Genomic DNA, 16,106 nt, shown 5'->3' on the forward strand with positions numbered 1-16,106 from the left:
TGAAAACGAAAAAGCCCGCCGCATTGCTGCGACGGGCTTCGGATCTTGATCAGGTATGCGCTTAGTTGAACTTGTACTTCGCGCCGACGCGGACGGTGTGGAAGGCTGGAACCGTCTCGTAGGCGCCACCCGTGCCGTAGTCTTGGCCTTCAAATCTGGAGTAGCGATACTCCAGATTCACCGCAATGTTGCTGGACACCGCGGTTTCCAGGCCGCCACCGACCGAGAAGCCGTCGACGCTCCAATCGAAGCTGTCACTCAGGCCGCTGCCGGTCATCTCTTCCTTGACATGCTGCCAGCTGTAGCCACCCAACACGTAGGCGAGGGTCGTTTCATTCAGCTTGGCACCGACGCGTGCAAGCACGTCGAAACCGTAGTCTGCCTTGCCTTTATAGCTGCCGGACGGATCTTCTCCCAAAACTGTGGTCATGCCGGAATAGCGGCCGCCGATCTGGATACCTGCGACCCAGGTGTCGTTGAGTTCGTGGTCGTAGCCGACGCTGAGTTCGCCGAAGATCCCGTCGCCGCCAATGCCGTTGAGCTGACCGCCGCCAACGTTGATCTCGTCGGTGATGGCACCAGCCCCGAGCGCGCCGCCTACGTAGAAGCCGGTCCAGCTGTAGGCAGGTGCCGAGAAGGTCGCGCCACCATTTTGGGCGCCGAGGCGATAGTTGGCGCCGATGTGGAAGGTATGGGTGGACGTTTCGGTGTCAGGGCCTCCAACCCCGATGAACGGCTCGGTGCCATAGTTGGCGTAGCGGTACTCGCTCTTCAGTGTCCAGTTGGTGGCGATCACCGTTTCGACACCCAGGCCGAGAACATATCCGTCGCGGTCGCTGTCTAGGTCGAAGCCTGCAGGGCCAGGGAAGTCCACGTCAGTATGCTGCCAGCTGTAGCCGCCAAGCGCATATCCCAGCGTGGTCGGAGTCAGCAGATAGCCAAGCCGTGCGGCGACGTCGAAGCCATAGTTGTTGGTAATCTTACCTTCAGGTCCGCCAACCTCCATCGAGAGGCCGATGTTGCCGAAACGTGCATCAGCAAAGGCACCTATCAGCACGCGATCCGAAAGCATGTAGTCGTAGCCGACTGTGACTTCGCCGAAGATACCGCCGGCGCCAAGGTCGGTCGATCGCATCGGTGGGCTCGAAATCTCGAACGCGTGCTTAACTGCCCCGACACCACCGCCGAAGCCGACATAGATACCGCTCCAGTTGAAACCCGCCGTCGAAGCTTCCGCCGACACTGCATCCGCAGCAGACGATGCCGAGCTGATTGCGGCCGCCGAGGCGGCGCCCAGCAGGAGTGCTGCGAACGTTTTTCCAAAATGCATCATTACTACCCCACTACCAATAACCGGGTATGTGGCATGTCAGGGCAGTCTGCGCTGCAGCTAAATTGTCACACTAAGAGTTTAGCGTAGGGTGGATCCGAGAATTCGCGCTGAATAGTCACAGTCGAGTAAAAGCAATCGAGTTCAAGAAGCTGATCGAGCCCGCTGCATCTCTGCAGCGGGCTCGACGGGCTATTCCTGGCGAATCATGCAGCCAGCGCGGATTTTGCTTCCGTCACCTCGTAGCCGAGCGCTTCCGCCACGGCGCGGTTGGTGATCCGTCCGCGATGGATGTTCAGCCCGTTGCGCAGATGCGGCTCGTCGGCCAGTGCCTTGAGCCCGCGGTTGGCGAGCGCAAGTCCATAATGCAGCGTGGCGTTGTTGAGCGCGTGGGCCGAGGTCACCGGCACCGCGCCCGGCATGTTGGCGACGCAGTAATGGATGATGCCGTCGACTTCGTAGGTCGGGTCGGCATGGGTGGTCGCGTGCGAGGTCTCGAAGCAGCCGCCCTGATCGATGGCGACGTCGACGAGGACAGCGCCCTTCTTCATCCCCGACAGCATTTCGCGGCTGACCAGCTTCGGCGCGGCGGCACCGGGAATGAGCACGGCACCGATGATGAGGTCGGCCGAAAAACACTCTTCCTCGAGCGCCTCGACTGTCGAATAGCGCGTATGGACGCGCCCGCCAAAAATGTCGTCGAGCTGGCGCAGGCGCGGGATCGACCGGTCGATGATGGAAACGTCGGCGCCGAGGCCTGCGGCCATGCGTGCGGCGTGCAGGCCAACGACGCCTCCGCCGATGACGGCGACCTTGCCCGGCAGCACGCCCGGAACGCCGCCGAGCAGGACGCCGCGGCCGCCATGAGCCTTCTGCAGTGCCGTCGCTCCCGCCTGGATCGCCAGCCGCCCGGCCACTTCCGACATCGGCGCCAGCAGCGGCAGGCCGCCGCGCTCGTCGGTGACGGTTTCATAGGCAACCGCCGTGACACCGGAGGCCATCAGGCCCTTGGTCTGGTCCGGATCCGGCGCGAGGTGGAGATAGGTGTAGAGGATCTGGCTGTCGCGCAGTTGCACCCATTCATGCGGCTGCGGCTCCTTGACCTTGACGATCATGTCGGAGCGCGTGAACACCTCCTCGGCGGTCTTGGCGATGTGGGCGCCCGCCGCGCGGTAGGCGTTGTCGTCGGCGCCGATGCCTGCGCCCGCGCCGGTCTCGACCAGCACTTCGTGGCCATGGGCGACGTATTCACGAACCGAACCGGGGGTCAGCCCGACGCGGTACTCGTGGTTCTTGATTTCCTTGGGGCAACCTACGCGCATTTTGTGCTCCTCCGCAGCCGTTTCGGCCATTGCTTCTTATTGACGAAGTCAATCACGAATCGTTCCGCATATGTTTGCGAAATAGGTTGCGCGTAAAGGTTGAGATCGATTATTCTTGCACAAATAGGCATCGTGATCGAAGGAAATTCGAAGAATGCCGCTGGACAGGATCGATATCGCCATTCTGGATGCTTTGCAGAAGGATGGGCGCCTGCCCAACGCGGCGCTGGCCGAGAAGGTCGGCCTGTCGCAATCCGCCTGTTCCCGCCGCCTCGACAACCTTGAGAAATCGGGCGTCATCGCCGGCTATCACGCGCGTCTTTCCAACGCCGCCCTCGGCCACCAGATGACCGTGATCGTGCACATTTCTCTGTCCGGGCAGTTCGAAAAGACGCTGTCGGATTTCGAGGTGGCGGTGAAGCGCTGTCCCAACATCCTGTCCTGTCACTTGATGTCGGGTGAGTATGACTACATCCTGCGCATCGCCGCCCGCGACCTGCCGGACTACGAGCGCATCCACAAGGAGTGGCTGTCGGCGATGCCGCATGTCACCAAGATCAACTCGTCCTTCGCCCTGCGCGAGATCGTCGACCGCACCGTCATGGGCATCAGGCCCGACCTGGCCTGACCGGGTGGAGAGGCAGGCTGCACCGTCGGCAGGGGCTGGTCCAACCCATTGATCACGGCCTGTCGCGGCACTGTCACGCGACTCGGCTGGACTCAGGCGAATTTTGGCGCAAGATTTGATCTTTCGGACGCCGGCTAAATACTGTCAGTTCATTTCCTGGAGAATGAAAATGTCCAACATGCTTCACCCCATATCTCGCCGTTCCTTTTTGGCGAGTTCGGCCGCTGCAAGCGCGCTTGTGATGCTGCATCCGTTCTCGGCGCGCGCTGAGGCCAACCAGGCGCACTTGCGCATCATGGAAACCACAGATCTGCACGTGCACGTGTTTCCCTACGATTATTACGCCGACAAGCCGAACGACACGATGGGTGTCGCCCGCACCGCGTCCATTATCGACGCCATCCGCGCCGAGGCCAGCAACTCGATCCTGGTCGACAATGGCGATTTCCTGCAGGGCAATCCGATGGGCGACTACATGGCCTATCAGCGCGGCATGAAGGATGGCGACGTCCATCCCATCATCAAGGCGATGAATACGCTGGGCTACGATTGCTCGACGCTGGGCAACCACGAGTTCAACTACGGCCTCGACTACATGTTCAAGGTTCTGGCGGGGGCGAATTTCCCCGTCGTCTGCGCCAACCTGACAAAGGGCCAGCTCGCCGGCGATGCCGCCAAGGACGAGCTTTTCCTCAAGCCTTACGTGATCCTCGACAAGAAGGTGAAGGACGGTGCCGGCACCGAACATCCGATCCGCATCGGCCTGATCGGCTTCGTGCCACCACAGGTGATGACCTGGGATTCCCGGCATCTCAACGGCAAGGCGATGACCCGCGACATCTTCAAGGCGGCCGAGGCCTGGGTGCCGCAGATGAAGGAGGAGGGGGCCGAGATCATCGTCGCACTGTCGCACTCCGGCATGGGCACGCCGCAAGCTGCGGAAAACCTCGAAAACGCCTCGATCCTGCTCGCCGGCGTCGATGGCATCGACGCCATCGTTACCGGCCACAGCCATCTCGATTTTCCCGGGCCGAAGTTCGACGGCGTCGAGGGTCTCGACAATGCCAAGGGAACGATCAACGGCAAGCCCGGTGTCATGGGCGGCTTCTGGGGCTCGCATCTCGGCCTGATCGACCTGCTGCTCGAGCGCGACGGCAACGTCTGGAAGGTCGTGAGTTCCACCAGCGAGGCGCGCCCCATCGCCAAGCGCGTCGACAAGAAGATGGTGCCGACCGTCGAGAGCAAGGCGGAAGTGGAGGCCGCGGCCAAGGAAGAGCATGAAGCGACGCTCGCTTACGTGCGCACGCCCGTCGGCAAGACGTCGGCACCGCTCTATTCCTATTTCGCCCTCGTCGCCGACGATCCCTCGGTACAGATCGTGAGCCAGGCGCAGATCTGGTACATCAAGGACATGCTGAAGCAGACCGAGCACAGGGATCTGCCTGTGCTGTCGGCGGCAGCACCCTTCAAGTCGGGCGGGCGAGGCGGGCCGGACTACTACACCGACGTGCCGGTGGGCGACGTGGCGATCAAGAACGTCGCCGACCTCTATCTCTACCCCAACACCGTGCAGGCGGTGGCGATCACCGGGGCGCAGGTCAAGGAATGGCTGGAGATGTCGGCCGGCATCTTCAACCAGGTCACGCCAGGCAAGGCCGACCAGGCTTTGATCAATCCCGACTTTCCTTCCTACAATTTCGATGTCATCGATGGCGTGACCTACAGGATCGACCTGGCGCAGCCGCCGAAATACGATCCCAAGGGCGCTGTGCTGAATGCTGCTTCGAACCGCATCGTCGACTTGATGTTCGAGGGCAAGCCGATCGATCGGGCAGCAAGATTCGTCGTCGCGTCGAACAACTATCGGGCCGGCGGTGGCGGCAACTTCCCCGAGATCAATGCCTCGAAGCTGGTGTTCGAGGCGCCAGATACCAACCGCGACGTCATCGTCCGCTACATCGTCGACCAGGGCACGATCAACCCGTCGGCCGATTCCAACTGGTCGTTCGCGCCTGTCCAGGGGGCGTCTGTGATTTTCGAGACCGGGCCGAAGGCCAAGGATCACCTCACCGAGGTCAGGGCCGTCAAGATCGAGCCGGCGGGCGAGGGCGCGGAAGGCTTTGCCAAGTACCGCATCACGCTTTGACATCTGGCGGATCGGAAGGGCGGCCGGAGCGATCCGGCTGTCCGCTTAGGTTCGACGTCGGCATGTCTGAGCGTGCGAACCTGTATTGCTGCCGCGATCTGCAAAGCAATCACGCCTTGTAGACCACCTGCCTGACGTCGATGTATTCGGCGCGGAAGCCTGCTTCGCAATAATGCAGGTAAAATTCCCATAGCTTCTTGAAGCGATCGTCGAACCCGAGCGGCACGATGCGCTCCCAGGACGACCAGAAGCGGCTGCGCCATTCGGCAAGGGTCCGCGCATAGTCCTGTGGAAAGACCCGCTCGCGCAGGTAGTCTAGCCCGTGATCGGCACCCAGGGATTTCAGCAGCGTCGGCGTCGGCAGCATGCCGCCGGGAAAGACGTAGCGCTGGATGAAATCCGGCCGCTTGCGGTAGAGCGGATAGGCGGCCTCGTTGATGGTGATGATCTGCAGCCCCGCCGTGCCGCCCGAGGGCAGGCACTGCTTCATCTTGGCGAAGAAGGCAGGCCAGTATTTTTCGCCGACCGCCTCGAACATCTCGATCGAGGCGATGCGGTCGTAGCGGCCGGTCTCGTCCCGATAATCCTGCAACTTGAGCTCGACCTGGTCGGAAAGCCCGGCGTTGTGGATGCGTTTCTGGGCGAAGTCGAACTGCTCGCGGCTGATCGTCAGGCCGGTCACCTTGCAGCCGATCTCGCGCGCCGCGAACTCGGCGAATCCGCCCCAGCCGCAACCGATCTCGAGCACGTGGTCGTTGGGGCCGATGCCGGTGTCGCGCGCCAGCGCCCGGTATTTCTCGGTCTGCGCTCCCGCCAGGTCGTTGGCGCCGGTCGCATAGAGCCCGGAGGAGTAGGTCATGCTGGGGTCGAGCCACTGGCTGTAGAAGGCGTTGCCAAGGTCGTAGTGGGCGGAAATGTTGCGCTTCGAGCCGGTACGGGTGTTGTCGTTGAGCCAGTGGCGAATGCGCTGGACAGTCGTGAGCAGCCAGTTGGTGCCGCCGGCAACACCTTCGCCGGCTTCCGTGTTGATCACGAACAGTTCGAGGAAGCTGGTGACATCAGGGCTGTCCCAATCGCCGTCCATGTAGGATTCGGCGACGCCGATCGTGCCCCCGCTGAACGCCCGTGCCGGCAGGTTCCAGTTGTGCAGCACGATCTCGGCTTCGGGCCCTGGCGCCTTGCCGCCAACCAGTACGCTACGGCCGTCGGGCATCCTCACGGTGAGTGTGCCGCGCGGCAAATGCAATGCGGCTGACAGTGCCATGCGCACTCGCGCTGGCAGGCCGCGGGCGACATCCCTGATATTGCCTTCGTGGAGCCGCGTTACTCCATGCGCGATTGATTCGTCCGATATCCTCTGGGCCATCTCGACGTCCCAAGCTCTGGTGCCCGTGCCGGCTTCCCCGGGCTCGTGTTCCAGGCATGTCCATCGGGCTCGATTGCCGGACGGATGGCGCGTTGCCGGTCGCACCCTCCGGACGGCATGCGGTAGACTTGACTTGCTTCCGCCAAGAACTTCGCGCGCCACGGTGAATTCCCGAAGTGATCTTCACCGCCAAAATCGCGAACTTCAAGTGACATCTGGCAAGCGCTGATGTGCCAGGGGGAAGATGCGGTCGACGAGGCAGGCTGGCGTCAGAAACATGCGCATTAGTGTGGCCTAATGCTTCACGGGAGATCGATGGCGAACTATCATCGATCCTGGGCTCGCTGAGCCTCGGGGAGGGCACACGATGCGCTATGTGATCGTGATAATGTGCGGCACCTTGTTCCTGGTCTGGGATGTTCTCTACAATCAGGGCGACGCGATCGGCAGGACGGTCACCGAGGTCCACCGCGTGGTGCGGATGGTCACCGGCTAGGTTTCGACGCACCAAGGGGCCATGCGGCTCTGCTCCGTCTGCGTTGTTTTGCTGTCCGCAGCACTTTGCCCGATTGACGCCGGTCGAAAGCCGACCCAAAAGGCGCCAGCAAAGCAGCAGAAGGAATTGTCGCTTGATCCGGCACATCGTGTTCTTCAGTGCGCGGCAGAAACAGGACGTCGAGATGATCCGTGAGGAATTGTCGGCGCTTGGCGGAATTCCGCATTCCACCGTTTTTGAAGTGACGGTCAATACGAAGGTCGATCCGCTATCGGACGAGATCGACATCGTCGTCTACGCAGAGTTCGTCGACCAGGCCGCCCTTGCAGCCTACAAGGCGCATCCGCTCTACGACAGGACCACGCAACGCGTGCGCCCGATGCGCGAACTGCGCTATTCCGCGGATGTGGTAGCAGCCGCGTAATCGTCGCGCTCCGGTGCAACCCGGAGCGCGCGTCTCAGATTTCGGAAAATCAAGCCTTCTTGGCGCGGGCGCGTGTCTTGGCCGGAACCGCGGCTGCCTTGCGGCCAAGACCAAGCGTCTTTGCCAGCGCCGAACGGGCGGCGGCGTAGTTCGGCGCAACCATGGGATAGTCGGCAGGCAAGCCCCACTTGGCGCGATATTCCTCCGGCGTCAGTCCGAAATGGACCGCCAGGTGGCGCTTCAGCGACTTGAACTTCTTCCCGTCCTCCAGGCAGATGATGTAGTCGGGGAGGATCGAACGCTTGGGGTTCACGGCAGGCTGCTGCACCTCGACCGGTGCTTCGACTGGCTGGTTGAGTGCCAGGATCGAGGCGTTGACGCTGGCGATCAGTTCCGGCAAGCCGGTGGCAGGCACCTTGTTGTTCTCTACATAAGCGCTGACGATATGCGCAGTCAGTCCTAAAATGTCGATCTTGCTGTCACTCGTCATCGGCCGTCTCTCCGGGCAGTATTAAAGCAAAGTATGAGTCTATTCGAATGCCGGGGTGTATATCGGTGCAAACAGTGCCGGACGGCAAGCAAAATAATCTAAATAAATAGTGAACCCGACCAGCAATGTGCTGGCCGGGGTCTTTATATTAGCCGATCAAAAGAAACCCTTGCGCTGCCACCAGCCGCCTTTTTTCGGCTTGGCTTCGTTCGAAGCCTCGTCGTCGGCGTCAACTGCCGAAGTAACCACGGGGGCCGCAGGCGCCTTCGCCGCACGCGCTGCGGGTGCCTTGGCAACCGCTTCTTGCGCGGCCGGAGCGGCAACCGCCTCCGGTTCAGCCAGCGCAGCAGCCACTTCCTGCTCGGCTGGGGAGGCTACCACTTCTTGCTCGGCCGGAGCGGCGGCTGCCTTGCGGCGCGGCGCACGGGGCTTCGCTGGCTTCTTCGCCGGCTTGGCTGCGGGTTCGGAAACTGCCGCATCGACGATAACCTCTTCAGCAACGACCGCTTCGGCGACAGCTTCAGCAGCCGGCGCTTCTGCCGCCTCGGCGTCAGCCTTCTTGGCCTTGGCCGAACGGCGTGGCGCCCTTTTCGGCTTGGCTTCGACGACTGCTTCCGGTTCCGCAGCCACGGCTTCCACTGCTGCTGCTTCGACGGCCTCAGCGTCGCTCACGCCTGGTTCTGCGACGGCATCTTCGGATGCGGTCTGCTCGTCGCCTTCCGCCGCCGAAAGCTCGTCGTCTTCCTTGCGGTTGCGCTTGCCGCCACGCTTGCCGCGCCGGCGCTTCTTGGCTGCCGCCTCGTCGTTCGCAGCGTCGGCGTTGGCTGCTTCAGGAGCGGCGACGTCCGCAGTGGTCTCGATCTCGGCATCCGAGTCGGTTTCCTCGTCCTCGGAGCCGACGGCTTCCGAGGCGACGGCGGCTGCATCCTGCGATGCGCCATGCTCGCGGTCACGGCCGCCGCGACGGCGCCGGCGCTTGCGCCGCTTGCGGTCGTGCTGCTCGCCTTCGCCAGATGGCTGCGGCGCACGGGCAGGCTGCGCCTCGGCGGACACGGTTGCCTCTTCTTCCTCCTCGACGACGATCTCGTCTTCGACCTCTTCCGGCTCTTCATAGGCCGGCGCGATCACAGGCAGGCTGAAGCTTGCCGGTTTCTCGGCAATGGCGCCGCGGAAGATGGCATGGTTCTGCGAACCGACGTTGTCGTCGGCCTCGAGCGTGATCGTCACGCCGAAGCGGGCTTCGAGGTCCACCAGCGTCGAGCGCTTGTGGTTGAGCACGTACAGCGCGGTCGCTGCCGGTGTCTTGACGGTGATGTGGCTGCGCGAATCCTTGAGCAGGAATTCTTCTATGGCGCGGACGACCTGGAGAGCCACCGAGGAGTCGGAACGCACATGGCCGGTGCCGCCGCAATGCGGGCACGGCTTCATCGTCGATTCCAGCACGCTGGCGCGGATGCGCTGGCGCGACATCTCCATCAGGCCGAAATGCGAGATCCGGCCGACCTGGATGCGGGCGCGGTCGTTCTTGAGGCAATCCTTGAGCTTCTTCTCGACCGCACGGTTGTTGCGGTTCTCCTCCATGTCGATGAAGTCGATGACGATCAGGCCGGCAAGGTCGCGCAGCCTGAGCTGGCGCGCCACTTCCTCGGCGGCTTCAAGGTTGGTGTGAAGCGCCGTCTCCTCGATCGAGTGCTCCTTGGTGGAGCGCCCGGAATTGACGTCGATGGCAACCAGCGCCTCGGTCTGGTTGATGATGATATAACCGCCAGACTTCAGCGTCACCTGCGGCTGGACCATCCGCTCGAGCTGCGATTCGATGCCGCTGCGCACGAAGATCGGCGTGATGTCGCGGTAGGGCTGGACCACCTTGGCATGGCTAGGCATCAGCATGCGCATGAAGTCCTTGGCCTCTCGGTAGCCGTCTTCGCCGGCAACGAGAACCTCGTCGATGTCCTTGTTGTAGAGGTCGCGCACCGATCGCTTGATCAGGCTGCCTTCCTCATAGACCAGTGCGGGGGCCGTCGACTGCAACGTCAGGCTGCGGACGTTTTCCCACAGCCGCATCAGATATTCGTAGTCGCGCTTGATCTCGGCCTTGGTGCGGCTCTCGCCTGCGGTGCGCAGGATGACGCCCATTCCCTTCGGTACTTCGAGATCGGCAACGACCTCCTTCAGGCGCTTGCGGTCCTGGGCGTTGGTGATCTTGCGCGAGATGCCGCCGCCGCGGGCGGTGTTCGGCATCAGCACGGAATAGCGGCCGGCGAGCGACAGATACGTCGTCAGCGCAGCGCCCTTGTTGCCGCGCTCTTCCTTGACCACCTGCACCAGCAGGATCTGGCGGCGCTTGATGACTTCCTGGATCTTGTAGTGGCGGCGAACCGGCTTGCGGCGGTTGCGCACCTCTTCGAGCGCATCTTCCGCGCCGACCGACTCGATCTCGTGATCGTCGTGGTGGGCCGAGTGCACTTCCTCGATCACGCCGCCGTTTTCGTTTTCGGTGACGGTCGGCTCGGGCAACTCGGAGACGACGTCGGCGTCGACCGATGCGGCGATCGATGTCGGCTCGCGCTCGTCCGAGGTGGTCTCGTCGTCGGCTGCCGTTTCGGGCGCGTCACCGTTCGTCTCCGATTCGCCTGCAGCGGTCGAATCGCCTTCATCGTCGGACGCCGCAGCCATCGGCTCGCCATCGTCCTCCGAATGGGAGCCCTCGTCGTCGCTAGCCCCATCGGGCTTCTGCTCGTCGCCGTTGCGGCCACGGTTCTTGCCACCACGGCGGCGCCGGCGTCCGCGGTTGCGGTCTTGGCGGTCCTCGCCGTTGTCGTCGTCGTCTTCCTCGTCCTCGGCTTCTTCGGCCTCGGCACGCAGCAGCGCCTGACGGTCGGCAACCGGGATCTGATAATAGTCGGGATGGATTTCACTGAAGGCGAGGAAGCCGTGACGGTTCCCGCCATATTCGACGAAGGCAGCCTGAAGGGACGGTTCAACCCGCGTTACGCGGGCGAGGTAGATGTTTCCTTTGAGCTGCTTTTTGTCCTGTGATTCGAAATCAAACTCTTCAATGCGGTTACCGCGAACTACGACAACCCGTGTTTCCTCCGGGTGGGAGGCGTCTATCAGCATCTTGTTGGGCATTATTTGTCCTCCCGGCAGCCGTCAGCCGCGGCTTGCGGGAACTCGTCCGCCGCCGTGAGTTTGCTGATGAGGGGGTGCCGGATAATTTTGCGCCCGCCGGTCGCAGCCCAAACGTCATGGCGGAACCGCCCGCAGCCGTGATGGCGCGGTTACCTGCGGACCTGTCCATGATTGCGTCTGTGGCCAATGCGTGACCTTGCGAACCTTGTTTCAAACCTAAGCCCGGGAATCCGGACCAGCTACTTTGCTCTTACAGAGCCGGCGCGGAATGAGTGTCCGGCCGTTTTTCTCACGCAGTCGCTACCCCGCCACGGGCCGCGCCTGCGAATCTCGTCGCGATCACTGAAATCGTTTCTCTTTTTCGAGTTGAGCCATCGCTCGTCGCGTGGTTCCCTAGCGGAAGGCGCTGAGGGCGCGGGCCCAGGATTGCAGTGATCCAATGTCGCTTTTATGATTTGGCGAGGTTGAGCGCAACCCTGATTTCCGACGCCGGCAAAGGCAGGTGCGACAGCCGGCAGGGGAGCATTTCCGCAAAGACTCGGTTAACCTTCTCTGGTTACCAGTCGTTAATCGAAGGGGCAGCGTATTTTGTCCTGCGACTGACCTCGGCGTGCAGCCTGTGCGCGCCTGCTTTTGGAGCGGCAAGACGAGAGATGGGGCCTGCGGCAGTGACTGGCAAGAGCTTCCCGATCGGGGGCAGTCAGCCCTGGGGCGCAATGTGGCGTCCGCTGCTTTTGCTGCTGGCGCTGCTTTCGGCTGTCCTTGGCCTTCAATCCCACCCGGCTTTTGCCGGCGATGCGATAAAGACGCTCGACTACAAGATGGCAGGCGATGCTACCCATATGCGCATCGTCATGAATTTCGACCGCGAGCCGGAGCCGAAATGGTTCCTGCTGCGCGGGCCGCACCGTCTGGTTGTCGATCTTCCCGACACGGCGCTCACCTTGGACGCCAAGGACCTCAAGCCACGTGGCCTGATCAAGGGCGTACGCTATGGCACATCGGGCGAGGGCGCTTCGCGTCTCATCGTGACGTCGAAGGGGCCGTTCAACGTCGAAAAGGTCGATATCCTCAAGAATGAAGATGGCTCGGGCTACCGCATGGTCGCCGATGTCGCCGCAGCCTCCGAGCGGGAGTTCGACGCGGCACTTGCCATCCAGGCCGAGACGACGGGCTCGACGGTGTCCACGCCCAAGAGCGACCGCATCGGCAAGATCGCCCATCGCGGCGACCGGCCGTTCACGATCGTCCTCGACCCCGGGCATGGCGGCATCGACGGCGGTGCCGAAGGCCTGAACGGTACGGTCGAGAAATCGGTCACGCTCGCCTTCGCCAAGGAGTTGAAAGCCAAGCTGGCCGCCAACGGCAGCTACAAGGTCGTGCTGACGCGGGAGGACGACGATTTCCTGCGGCTCGATGATCGCGTTCGCATCGCTCGCCAGGCCGAGGCGGACCTGTTCATTTCGATCCACGCCGACACCATCCGCCTGAAAGGCATTCGCGGCGCGACGGTCTATACCGTCTCCGACAAGGCGTCCGACGCCGACGCCCAGGCGCTCGCCGACCGCGAAAATCTCTCCGATCAACTCGCCGGCGTCGATGTCGCGGAAGAAAATCACGAGGTCTCTGACATTCTCGTCGATCTCATCCGGCGCGAGACGCATGGCTTTTCGACGCGTTTCGCCCGCTCGCTGGTCGGCGAGTTGTCGCCGACGGTCGGCATGATCAACAACCCGCATCGTTCGGCTGGCTTCCGGGTACTCAAGGCGCCCGACGTGCCGTCGGTGCTGGTCGAGCTCGGCTATCTCTCGAATCCCGAGGACGAGGAGCAGCTTCGCAGTGCGGACTGGCGCGAGAAGGCCGCAACCAGCATTTCAAAGGCTGTCGCTGCCTTCGTTGCCGAGCGGGCCGGCGGCACTGGCGGCTGATGCCTCACAATCCGGCGTTGCGGACGAGCAACTGCCCGGGCAATTTGTGGTCCTTCCGGCCAAAATCTTTGGCGCTTGCCGGCTATTGCCGTATTTTGCCCACAACCGCACGACATGGGTGGCCGATTACGGATCGGGACAGTACCTGCGGCTTGCGGTGATGGCGGGTTGGTTTAGGGAATCCCCGAACCTTGTACTGGAGCGGGCATGATTCGTCTTATCGGCTATTTCTTCGGCATCGGCACGACGCTTGCGCTTGTCGTTGCGGCGGGCGTGGCGATCTATCTCGGCCAGGTCAACAAGGAGCTGCCGGACTACGAGGTGCTCGCCAAGTATGAGCCGCCGGTGACGACGCGCATCCACGCCTCCGATGGCGCGCTGATGGGCGAATTCGCGCGCGAGCGCCGGCTATATCTGCCCATTCAGGCCGTACCCGATCGCGTCAAGGCGGCGTTCCTGTCGGCCGAAGACAAGAATTTCTACAACCACCCCGGCATCGACGTGACCGGCCTTGGCCGCGCGGTGCTGACCAATTTCCAGAATTTGGGCTCCGGCCGCCGCCAGGTCGGCGCCTCGACGATTACCCAGCAGGTCGCCAAGAACTTCCTGTTGAGTTCCGACCAGACCTACGAGCGCAAGATCAAGGAAATGATCCTGGCCTTCCGCATCGAGCAGGCCTACTCGAAGGATCGCATTCTCGAGCTCTATCTCAACGAGATCTTCTTCGGTCTCGGGGCCTACGGCATCGCCGGCGCCGCGCTGACTTATTACGACAAGTCGGTCAACGAGCTGACGGTCGCCGAAGCGGCCTATCTCGCCTCCCTGCCCAAGGGCCCGTCAAACTATCATCCCTTCAGGTACACCGACCGCGCGATCGAGCGCCGCAACTGGGTCATCGACCAGATGGTCGTCAATGGTTACGTGTCGCGCGAAGAGGGCGAAAAGGCCAAGGCTTCGTCGCTCGGCGTCACGCCGCGCCGCGTTGGTACCTATGTCTTCGCCGGCGAGTACTTCACCGAGGAAGTACGCCGTGAGCTGATCTCCCGCTATGGCCAGGATGCGCTCTATGAGGGCGGCCTGTCGGTGCGCACCACGCTTGATCCGAAGCTTCAGGCGATGGCACGCAAGGCCATGCAGTCGGGCCTGGAAAAGTACGATCGCCTGCGCGGCTACCGTGGCCCGGTCAAGAGCATCGACGTTGCCAGCGACTGGGGCACGGCGCTGGGCGAGGTCAAGGGTCTCGACGACGTCCCCGAATGGCGCCTTGCGGTCGTGCTTGATAGCTCGAAGGCAGGGCTCGACATCGGTCTGCAGCCCAAGCGCGAGATTTCCGGCGCACTCTCCAAGGACCGCGAGCGCAGCACCGTGACGGCGGAGGACATGAGCTTCGCCATGCGCCATGTCGTCGACGGCAAGCGCGTGAAGGCGAATTCTCCCGCCGACGTGCTCAAGGCCGGCGATGTCGTCTATGTCGAAAAGAACGAAGGCAGCGACAGCTATGCGCTGCGTCAGGTGCCCGACGTTTCGGGCGGCCTTGTCGCCATGGACCCGCATACCGGCCGCGTGCTGGCCATGGTCGGTGGCTTCTCCTTCGCGCAGTCCGAGTTCAACCGGGCGACCCAGGCGATGCGCCAGCCCGGTTCTGCGTTCAAGCCGTTCGTCTATGCGGCAGCACTGGACAATGGCTACACCCCGGCATCGGTGATCATGGATGGCCCGATCACCATCCAGACCGGTAGCACGAGCTGGACGCCGAAGAATTATGACGGCAAGGCGGCGGGTCCGTCGACGCTTCGCGCCGGCATCGAGCGCTCGCGCAACCTGATGACCGTGCGCCTGGCCAACGACATGGGCATGAAGACGGTCGCCGAATATGCCGAGCGCTTTGGCGTCTATGACAAGATGCTGCCGGTGCTGGCAATGTCGCTGGGTTCCGGCGAAACTACCGTCATGCGCATGGTCTCTGCCTACGCCGTGATGGCCAATGGCGGCCGGCAGATCAAGCCGTCGCTGATCGACCGCATCCAGGATCGCTACGGCAAGACCGTGTTCAAGCACGATGAGCGCGGCTGCGAGGGTTGCGTCGCCCCCGATTGGGCCAACCAGCCCGAACCGGAACTGGTCGACAATTCCGAGCAGGTTCTCGACCCGATGACCGCCTACCAGATCACCTCGATGATGGAAGGCGTCGTCTTGCGCGGTACCGCGACGACCCTGCTGGAGCTGGGCCGCCCGATGGCCGGCAAGACCGGTACGACCAATGACGAGAAGGACGCTTGGTTCGTCGGCTATACGCCGAACCTCGTTGTCGGGCTCTATCTCGGCTTCGACAAGCCGCAGACGCTCGGCAAGGGCACCACCGGCGGCGGCCTTGCGGCTCCTATCTTCAAGGAGTTCATGAAGGTGGCGCTCGAGGGCACGCCGAAGGTCGATTTCGTGGTTCCCGAGGGCATGACCCTGATTTCCATCGATCGCAAGACCGGCATGCAGGCAGCCCAGGGCGCGCCCGGCACCATCATGGAAGCCTTCAAGCCCGGCACCGGGCCGGCCGACAGCTACTGGGTCATCGGCATGGGCGAGGATGGCAGCAACGGCTATGGCGAAGCGCTGTCGCCACAGGCCAGCAAGGCCATCAGCGAGGGCGGTGGCGGCCTCTACTAGCCCGCACGGCAACCGGCGAAAGCCGGCCCCCAGGCAAGCTTTCAGGATGCGCGCGGCTTTGGCCGCGCGCATTTTTCGTTTGCGCGCAGGACAGCGTTACTTGCCGATACCCTATTAGATATATATCCTTAAAGTTATATAATTGACAGGCGAGGCATGGTCTCCCCCGCATGTAGGAAGCTT

Annotated in this window: 11 protein-coding genes; 6 read left to right on the forward strand and 5 right to left on the reverse strand. The window is 62.7% G+C overall.

Annotation, left to right across the window (positions count from 1 at the left end; all coding sequences use genetic code 11):
- Positions 1–61: 61 nt before the first annotated feature.
- Complete coding sequence (locus tag GGR00_RS00135) at positions 62–1,333, reverse strand: outer membrane protein (protein WP_343065497.1); 1,272 nt, start codon at positions 1,331–1,333, stop codon at positions 62–64.
- Positions 1,334–1,536: 203 nt separating this feature from the next.
- Entirely contained in the window at positions 1,537–2,652 is a 1,116-nt protein-coding gene (ald, locus tag GGR00_RS00140; RefSeq protein ID WP_184697024.1) for an alanine dehydrogenase, read from the reverse strand.
- 154 nt (positions 2,653–2,806) lie between these two features.
- Between ald and GGR00_RS00145 the strand changes: the two genes are divergently transcribed.
- Positions 2,807–3,280 (forward strand): Lrp/AsnC family transcriptional regulator, encoded by a 474-nt coding sequence (locus GGR00_RS00145; protein ID WP_055973894.1) that lies wholly within the window; start codon positions 2,807–2,809, stop codon positions 3,278–3,280.
- 169 nt (positions 3,281–3,449) lie between these two features.
- Complete coding sequence (locus GGR00_RS00150; protein WP_184697027.1) at positions 3,450–5,426, forward strand: bifunctional 2',3'-cyclic-nucleotide 2'-phosphodiesterase/3'-nucleotidase; 1,977 nt, start codon at positions 3,450–3,452, stop codon at positions 5,424–5,426.
- 109 nt (positions 5,427–5,535) lie between these two features.
- Here the strand turns inward: GGR00_RS00150 and GGR00_RS00155 are convergent, their stop codons facing one another.
- Positions 5,536–6,792 carry an SAM-dependent methyltransferase gene (locus tag GGR00_RS00155; protein WP_184697029.1) on the reverse strand — a complete coding sequence of 419 codons (1,257 nt, stop codon included), beginning with the start codon at positions 6,790–6,792 and terminating at the stop codon, positions 5,536–5,538.
- A gap of 367 nt (positions 6,793–7,159) precedes the next feature.
- On the opposite strand from GGR00_RS00155, the gene GGR00_RS28485 reads away from it, so the two are divergent.
- Together GGR00_RS28485 and GGR00_RS00160 are read left to right on the forward strand one after the other, a co-directional pair.
- Positions 7,160–7,288: a hypothetical protein gene (locus GGR00_RS28485; RefSeq protein WP_280137945.1), complete on the forward strand. Its 129-nt coding sequence runs from the start codon at positions 7,160–7,162 to the stop codon at positions 7,286–7,288.
- 133 nt (positions 7,289–7,421) lie between these two features.
- The gene (locus tag GGR00_RS00160) at positions 7,422–7,712 is read left to right on the forward strand and encodes a Dabb family protein (RefSeq protein ID WP_184697031.1); all 291 of its coding nucleotides are present in this window, start codon (positions 7,422–7,424) and stop codon (positions 7,710–7,712) included.
- A gap of 49 nt (positions 7,713–7,761) precedes the next feature.
- Here the strand turns inward: GGR00_RS00160 and GGR00_RS00165 are convergent, their stop codons facing one another.
- Both GGR00_RS00165 and GGR00_RS00170 read right to left on the reverse strand, forming a co-directional pair.
- A complete protein-coding gene (locus GGR00_RS00165; RefSeq protein ID WP_055973879.1) occupies positions 7,762–8,202 on the reverse strand; it encodes a Ros/MucR family transcriptional regulator in 441 nt (146 codons plus the stop codon).
- 156 nt (positions 8,203–8,358) lie between these two features.
- The gene (locus tag GGR00_RS00170) at positions 8,359–11,334 is read right to left on the reverse strand and encodes a ribonuclease E/G (RefSeq protein WP_184697033.1); all 2,976 of its coding nucleotides are present in this window, start codon (positions 11,332–11,334) and stop codon (positions 8,359–8,361) included.
- Positions 11,335–11,987: 653 nt separating this feature from the next.
- On the opposite strand from GGR00_RS00170, the gene GGR00_RS00175 reads away from it, so the two are divergent.
- Together GGR00_RS00175 and GGR00_RS00180 are read left to right on the forward strand one after the other, a co-directional pair.
- Positions 11,988–13,262: an N-acetylmuramoyl-L-alanine amidase gene (locus GGR00_RS00175; RefSeq protein WP_082496502.1), complete on the forward strand. Its 1,275-nt coding sequence runs from the start codon at positions 11,988–11,990 to the stop codon at positions 13,260–13,262.
- Positions 13,263–13,469: 207 nt separating this feature from the next.
- The gene (locus GGR00_RS00180) at positions 13,470–15,923 is read left to right on the forward strand and encodes a penicillin-binding protein 1A (RefSeq protein ID WP_184697035.1); all 2,454 of its coding nucleotides are present in this window, start codon (positions 13,470–13,472) and stop codon (positions 15,921–15,923) included.
- The last annotated feature ends 183 nt before the right edge of the window (positions 15,924–16,106 follow it).

The sequence above is a fragment of the Aminobacter aganoensis genome, assembly GCF_014206975.1.
Lineage (GTDB): Bacteria > Pseudomonadota > Alphaproteobacteria > Rhizobiales > Rhizobiaceae > Aminobacter > Aminobacter aganoensis.